General features: G+C 41.7%; 6 protein-coding genes. 3 read left to right on the top strand and 3 right to left on the bottom strand.

Going from position 1 to position 6,896, the window contains the following annotated elements; genetic code table 11:
* The 3 genes from AC1U9U_RS01330 to AC1U9U_RS01320 form a co-directional block, all read right to left on the bottom strand.
* A partial coding sequence (locus AC1U9U_RS01330; protein ID WP_479958740.1) for an NAD(P)-dependent oxidoreductase occupies window positions 1–713 on the bottom strand: 713 nt, incomplete at its 3' end.
* A gap of 149 nt (window positions 714–862) precedes the next feature.
* Window positions 863–1,822: a DUF2935 domain-containing protein gene (locus AC1U9U_RS01325; protein WP_479958739.1), complete on the bottom strand. Its 960-nt coding sequence runs from the start codon at window positions 1,820–1,822 to the stop codon at window positions 863–865.
* 203 nt (window positions 1,823–2,025) lie between these two features.
* Window positions 2,026–4,260 carry a YcdB/YcdC domain-containing protein gene (locus AC1U9U_RS01320; protein WP_479958738.1) on the bottom strand — a complete coding sequence of 745 codons (2,235 nt, stop codon included), beginning with the start codon at window positions 4,258–4,260 and terminating at the stop codon, window positions 2,026–2,028.
* A 244-nt stretch (window positions 4,261–4,504) separates the two neighbouring features.
* Here AC1U9U_RS01320 and AC1U9U_RS01315 point away from each other — a divergent pair, with 244 nt between their 5' ends.
* The 3 genes from AC1U9U_RS01315 to AC1U9U_RS01305 all read left to right on the top strand — a co-directional run bounded on the left by AC1U9U_RS01315 (window position 4,505) and on the right by AC1U9U_RS01305 (window position 6,896).
* A complete protein-coding gene (locus tag AC1U9U_RS01315; RefSeq protein ID WP_479958737.1) occupies window positions 4,505–5,056 on the top strand; it encodes a hypothetical protein in 552 nt (183 codons plus the stop codon).
* 258 nt (window positions 5,057–5,314) lie between these two features.
* A complete protein-coding gene (locus AC1U9U_RS01310) occupies window positions 5,315–6,382 on the top strand; it encodes a hypothetical protein (protein ID WP_479958736.1) in 1,068 nt (355 codons plus the stop codon).
* Complete coding sequence (locus AC1U9U_RS01305) at window positions 6,348–6,896, top strand: RHS repeat-associated core domain-containing protein (RefSeq protein WP_479958735.1); 549 nt, start codon at window positions 6,348–6,350, stop codon at window positions 6,894–6,896. The genes AC1U9U_RS01310 and AC1U9U_RS01305 overlap by 35 nt, the downstream gene beginning before the upstream one ends.

Below are 6,896 nucleotides of genomic sequence, written 5' to 3'. Positions count from 1 at the left end.
AAGCCTGGTTCAAAATTACCGGCAATCATCCGCGGACCAAGATTGCTTAAAGACCAGCTACCGGCCGCACCTCCGGCAATACTATCCAGAACCCGGGTTGGGTCCAGACCGGCCTTTTGGGCATAGGCAATCGCTTCACATACTCCAACCATACCTGCGGCAATGGTTATTTGGTTGGACATTTTTGTATATTGTCCTGAACCGGCCGGTCCTTGTAAGATGATATTTTTTCCCATAGCCTCAAAAATCGGTTTTACCGAGTTAAATACATTTTCCTCGCCACCTACCATAATCACAAGAGTCCCTTTTTTTGCACCCACATCTCCCCCGGAGACAGGAGCATCCAAGGTATGTACTCCATTAGCTATTCCCGCTTCGGTGATTTTCTTGGCTAAGAGGGGACTGGAAGTGGTCATGTCGATCAAGACACTACCCGGCTTAGCATTGGCAACTAATCCATCTTCCCTTAGATATACTTCTTCTACATCCTTAGGGTAGCCCACAATCGTGATAACTACATCCGACTGCTTAGCAAGCTTGGCAACTGAATCTACCCATTTCGCCCCTAATGGAAAGAGTTCTTCGGCACCGGCTTGGGTCCGATTATAGACCGAAACAGAATATCCGGCTTTCAGAAGATTCTTAACCATGCTTCTTCCCATAACACCGGTGCCGACAAAGCCGATTTGGCGATTGTCTTTATTGATTTCCATTGTATTTTGGTCTCCCTTCCTTGTACAATTAACAGTCTTATTATACCTTAACCTCTCAATCTTAGTAACGAAGCTTCATTAATTTCATTAATAATAAAGGGGTATCCTCGGTTTTTGCCAAGGATACCCTATAACAAGGTGATAAGATTTTAGCCTTTTCCACCTTTAAACTCCGGCAGGGGCATGCCGAGAATTCGCAGATAATGAATCGCTTCCCGTAAAACGTGATCCGCCAGCAAAGGAAAAATCAGCGATCTTAGCCGACAAGCTAAAATAGCATCGGTGCTCATTGCCTTAAATTCTTTATACTCTTCAGTCACTTGAATAGTTTCGTTGGTAATTTTTCTTAAGTTGGAGCGTGGTGTCATGCCATCACCGAATTGATTTAAAAGCTGTTGGTAAGCCATCGCAAAATGGTCGGCCCGAGCAATCATGGGCTTTTCCATAGGGTCAAGAAGATGGCTGATAACTTCTGCATGTTCCTTCATAATTTCATCCCAGAACATCTGCATTTCCACCATATGATACGTGGGGTCCATATGCTGATGGCTTTGAATTCGCTTAATATGCTTCATATACATGTCAGTTTCTTTTAACTGATGCTCATATATAGCCGGGAAGTTGCAAGAAGTAATACAGCAACGGAGGATCTCACTTAGAACACGCTCTGTAAATTCGTATACTGTGCATGCACAAGCCAAAGCCCTTTCATTAAGGGCATATACCTGTTCGGCAATTGCCTGTTCACAAGGGATTATTTCCGTTCCCATATAGGGGTGAAGGCTCATAGTTTCGATTGTAAGCTGGCAACTAATCGGGATGCCGGTATATTCCTGAGTCTTTTGCTCTGCCATTAAAGTTTTATTAGTAAATAGCTCTCCGGATCGCATTACTTCAACACTAACTTTGCCATCGGCTAAACAATTAGCCTCATGTAGGATTTCCTCGAATTGACATTTGTGAGCTTCGGCCTCCTGAATCAATTCTACGTCTTTGCACATAAAGCCACTTTCCAAAAAGATCAAATGCTCCTTAATAATCCTAGCCCAGAAGAGATGAAGCTCCAGGGATTCCCGAATAAAATCGCCGGTCATTGGTAGGGTACTCATAAAGGCAACTCCTTTCCGAATAAATGCCCCAAGCACATAGTTTTTCTGACACAGCATATTCAGAAATCGTCACTCTGGTAACCATAAATAGCATTCCTTTTTATTCCACCTGTAAGGAAACCTTACTTGCTGTCCTCGAGTAAGGTCCTATTTTTCCGTTCTTCAGGAATGCTGCTCATACGGCATGGAAGTCGATACTGTTCTTAGCGATTAGCCATCAATGCCTTTACCAGTGCATAGGCAGCTTCAGCACGAGTGACCTTTTTAGTTGGCTCAAATTGCTTTCCGTCAATGTTCATGACACCGAGGCCCTTGCATAAAGCGATATAGCCAAGGCTACCTTTACTAAAGGAAGCGGCATCCTCATAAGGAGCCTGGAAGAGATCCTCCATTTGAGCAATCTTCTCAAGTTGAAGCATCCGAATAATTAACTTAGCTTGCATCTCACGGCTGACTTGATCATTTAAAGATTCATTCTCTTTCAGCCAGCCCAGTTCCTTGCCTCTTTTCAAAAGCTCCTCGTCCGTTAGATCTTGATTGGACCAAACTCCGTTTTTAGCTATGATCATTGCTCTTAGCATGGACTCCAGAGTGATATTTTCGCTGGGTCTGAATTCGTTAACATATTCGCCAAAGGCTCCTGCTTGACCAAGAAGCCTGATCTGTTCTTCGGCAAAGTTACCAGAGATATCCGTAAAGGAATAGGGTCTTGGTTGTTTTGAGATAGGTTTGCCCTGCCAATCCAAAAACGCACCGGTTTTAGCATCCATTTGATTAGAAACAGTTAAATTATTGTCTATCCTGGGCTGATAAACTAGGCGAATATCGGCTGGTTGCCCATTTTTATAGATCTGCACATATTTGAGTTCAAGAGGCCTTTTGTTTAAGAAGGCATCTTCACCTTGTTTCTGGTTCATAACTCCGGATAAACCGGGGAAATTGAGATCGGCGAAGTCCATATCAAAGCCGCTAATTTTTTTGGTATTGCGATCTACAGTTACAGAGAAACCATTACCCGGAACAGGGACACCATTCACAACTCGCTGATAGCGGAAATCATGACTAGGTTGATCCTCAGGATACTTCTGACCATAATCCAAATACTCTAAATATTGAACTTGTTGAAGACGGTTAGGCTGAATTTTCTTTAGGAAGTCGTCGGCAATAGCTTTTGCAGCCGCACGATTTAAGGAGTCGGTATTTTTCCCTTGTTGATTAGGAGAGTAGGCATGGAAGCCGATAACTTCACCGGTTACCGCATCCACCCGGGCGTAAACATAATTATATCCGTCAAGTTCCTTCTCCGTGCTCCAATCAAAGGACCATACACGTTTTTGGGTGATGCCCCCATCAACCCCCAAATTGGCACTGCGTAGGATAAGGGCTTCAGGGATGTCCAGCCATTTCTTGACACTTTCAATGGCTTTTTCCTGAGAAACAAGTTTTGCGTTATTATCGATTTCCTTTTGCTCTTCAGGTGTTATTACTTGGCTTTCGTTTTTGGCCATGCCACCCATACCACCGGCAGCGTCACGGGCAATCTCATTATTGAGCCACTCCCCAGGATTAAGTTTAACGGGCTCGCCGGTTTTTGCATCGATCATCCCATTATAGGATTCATTGCTTAGCTTATAAATGAGTTGTGCATTCTTTTTCGTATCTGCTGTCGCACTATCGAGGGGTCTCACAATAGGGTTAAGGAAATATTGCAGCTCAAGGAGCTTTTTATTCGCAAAAGCCTCCCGGGCCTTGGTTTCGCCAATAACACCATCAAGACCGGGAATATTTTCTTTACTCCAGTTAAGAGAATATTCGGTAATAGTGCCATCATAAGCATTAACCTGGATTGAAACCCCATTACCGGGGAAAGGCACTCCGTTAACTACCCGTTTCCATTGTACAGAATAGGTAGTATACCCATAGTCTACAACCGGGATAATCTGAGTATTTTCCGGTATTAATTCCAATTGACCGACTCGGTCGCTTAAGATCTTATTTACTAAGCCTTGAGCAATTTTTTTGGCATCTTCATAGGAGTATTTAATAACACTGTTTGGGGAAGCTGATGTGGCAGGATTCCAACAGTTCATATGGATAATCTCACCGGTGATTACATCCACTTGAGCATTGAAGCTACCACCTGCTTCATCTGATGCTCGCCAATTCAAGGACCAGGTTTGCCTTTCGTTGTAACTATTGTACCCAGAAGTAAATTCCGTATATGCCGCGGGAATAGTAAAGTTCTCCTTAATTAATTTAATTGCCTCTTCCAGACTTACTTTAGCTTGGCTGGGTGTGGCAGGGCCACCCACTGTATTAATAGGGACACTAATGGGTTTTGCACTAAGATCCGCCGCCATAATGGAGGCGGGTAATGCGCTTTGCACCAATAAGGCCATTGCCACTGGAATTGCCAATTTACCAATTTTTTTATTCATTTTTCCAATCCCTTCTTCCGTTGTCTTATTAAACCTCTTTTGCCATTATAGACGTTAATTCCTTCTCATATATGACGGTATAATTTTTTATTTGTTTACCAATTATTTATTACCACTATTTTCAATTTAGTACATTTTTCTAAACATTTATAATAATCAGAAGGGTATTTGGATTTTATGGAGAATATTTAACTAACAAAGTATATGAAGCGCACAACGTGCGCACAACAGGAGTGAGAAGAGAATGAATCGCAGTATTTGGGTCATTTCCGTTCTTTTAGCTACCTTATTTCTTCTAGCGCATTGGATTCCAGGGTTTTCGGCTACATCCCGATTAGGTTCCCCTGGTCAACCTGTTCTGGCTGCTTCACAAACAATTGAGCTTTCTCCCTCTGAGCGTAAAGATATGGAAACCTTAGCACTAGATTTTACCAATAGATATTACACTTATAACGTGGATAATTATTTGGCCGAGGGAAAGGAGCTCCTCCCCCTCTTGACTAAGGATTATCAAGAGACCTTTAAAGATGCTCTGGAAAAGAGCTTCACAGCGGCAAAAACCGCCGATGCTGAATCCTCCGTAGTCAGCGCCCTAGTAATGGAAATAGAAAAAATAAATCAAGAAACGGGATTAATCAAAGTGCAGTTTAAAGCAAAGGTCTTGACACACAATGTTGAAACCCTGAATCGTTATAGCACAACACTGGAATTAAAAAAAGAAAACGGGACTTGGCGGATCAACGCCATTCTTGAAGAAGATCCCGTTGCCTTCTCCAACCTTAAAGGTTTACTGTAGGCAAAACATACTCTCTTTTCATTTATGAGATACCGAATATTAGGGCTGTATGATAATTGAGACGAAAATCTCGTTATTATACAGCTTTTTTTGAATATCAAAACTTCCTTTACATAAATTTACAAAGCTATCTAAAAGGAAACAAAATCCCCTTATCGTATAAATGTGTAGAAACTGTGAAAAGGTGTAATGATTATTCATTCACGGCTTCTGTCTCCATGACTCATAAGATCTGGCATAATTTAAGGAGGAAAAGCAGTGTTCTCAAATCCCAAGATGCGTTGGTTAAAACTCAATAGTGTTCTGCTCATTTTTACGGTTCTCTTTACCACATTAGTTCCCAGTTTTCCTTTATCCGAAGTTAAAGCAGCTGAAAAGGCTTCAGTCTATCAGCCCCAACCGGTGGAACTTCCCTGGTATCGCAACGAAACTACGAAGGTTTATGGTAATCCTGATGGTACCTTAACAGCCGAAGTTCATTCCGAACCAATTCATTATCTTAAAGAGAATGAGTGGCTGGAGATCGATAATACCCTGCAAGAAACGGCTGACAAACAAACAGTAACCAACAAGAACAATAAATTTAAAGTCAAGCTTCCCAAAGAAACTAAGTCCGCTAAGGATTCCACTCATCTCTTCGATTATTCAATAGCCGGAAAGGATATCCAGTTTAGTTTAGCTAATACACCGGTAAATAAGGGTAAAGCAAAATTCCATGTTAATCCCCAAGCATCAAAGAACGAATTCAAAGGAAATAGTGCTAAATTAAAGAACCTTTACCCCGGAGTTACGTTTGAATACATTGTCGATGGCTCCAAGGTCAAGGAAAATATTATCCTCGATTCTTATCAAGGGAAAAACTCCTTTGCGTTCCTTATCAAATCCCAAGGAATTACCGCCGAGAAAAAAGAAGACGGTTCCATCGAATTCAAGGATAAATCCAGTGGTAATTTCCTATTTACCATCCCTCGTCCTTATATGTTTGACTCCAATAAAGAACAGGAAGGCATCATCTCCCAAGAGGTAACTCAGGAAATTCAGCCCACAACAGATGGCTTTATCTTAACAGTAACCGCTGATGAAAACTATCTCACTGCTCCGGAAAGAGTATATCCTGTCACCATCGATCCATGGATCGATTATTTTAATGCCCAAGACACCTATATCGCCAGCAATTATCCAACCTATAACTATCATAATCATGATCGCCTTTATGTGGGACATGATGCAACCATTGGTAAAACTCGCTCCTTGGTCAAATGGCCCACTTTACCTCACATTGGTACGGATTATGGATGGAAATGGCACAGCCGTAGCAAGCTATAGCTATGATCCCTGGGGTAAACTGCTTTCCAAGTCCGAGAACTCCACTGTAGTCGGCCAACCCATTCGTTATGCCAGCTATGTCTATGACAGTGAGACAAGCTTGTATTATCTGCAGGCTAGATATTATGATCCTGAAACGGCTAGGTTTGTTTCTAGGGATCCAGAGTTAGGCACTCTTGACAATCCATTAAGCCAAAATGCTTATGCCTATACAAATGATGATCCAGTAAACAATGTTGATCCAACGGGTAATTTCCCTAGTTGGCATACAGATTATTCATTAGATCTAAAAAAGTATTTGCATTGGATAGATGGCAAATTTAATTTACGATTTAATAGTGCTGGCAAGCTTGTTGAACACTCGGGTAAAGTAATCGGAGAACCTAAAGGAAGGGAGTTGAAAATATTAGAAAAGTTAAAGAAAGCTAATCCCGGATTCTTTTCTCCAAAGACTTTTATACCAATGTTCTACATTCCAATTAAGTGGAACAATTTAAGGCTTCCTATAACCTAA

Source organism: Desulfitobacterium sp., assembly GCF_982384815.1.
Note: the sequence above shows the minus strand (reverse complement) of the source record. Positions and strands in the feature narration are given on the sequence as shown.

Coding starts and splice junctions, on each gene's coding strand:
- AC1U9U_RS01315 (WP_479958737.1), top strand. CDS start 4,505: ATGAATCGCAGTATTTGGGTCATTTCCGTTCTTTTAGCTACCTTATTT.
- AC1U9U_RS01320 (WP_479958738.1), bottom strand. CDS start 4,260: ATGAATAAAAAAATTGGTAAATTGGCAATTCCAGTGGCAATGGCCTTA.
- AC1U9U_RS01305 (WP_479958735.1), top strand. CDS start 6,348: ATGGATGGAAATGGCACAGCCGTAGCAAGCTATAGCTATGATCCCTGG.
- AC1U9U_RS01325 (WP_479958739.1), bottom strand. CDS start 1,822: ATGAGTACCCTACCAATGACCGGCGATTTTATTCGGGAATCCCTGGAG.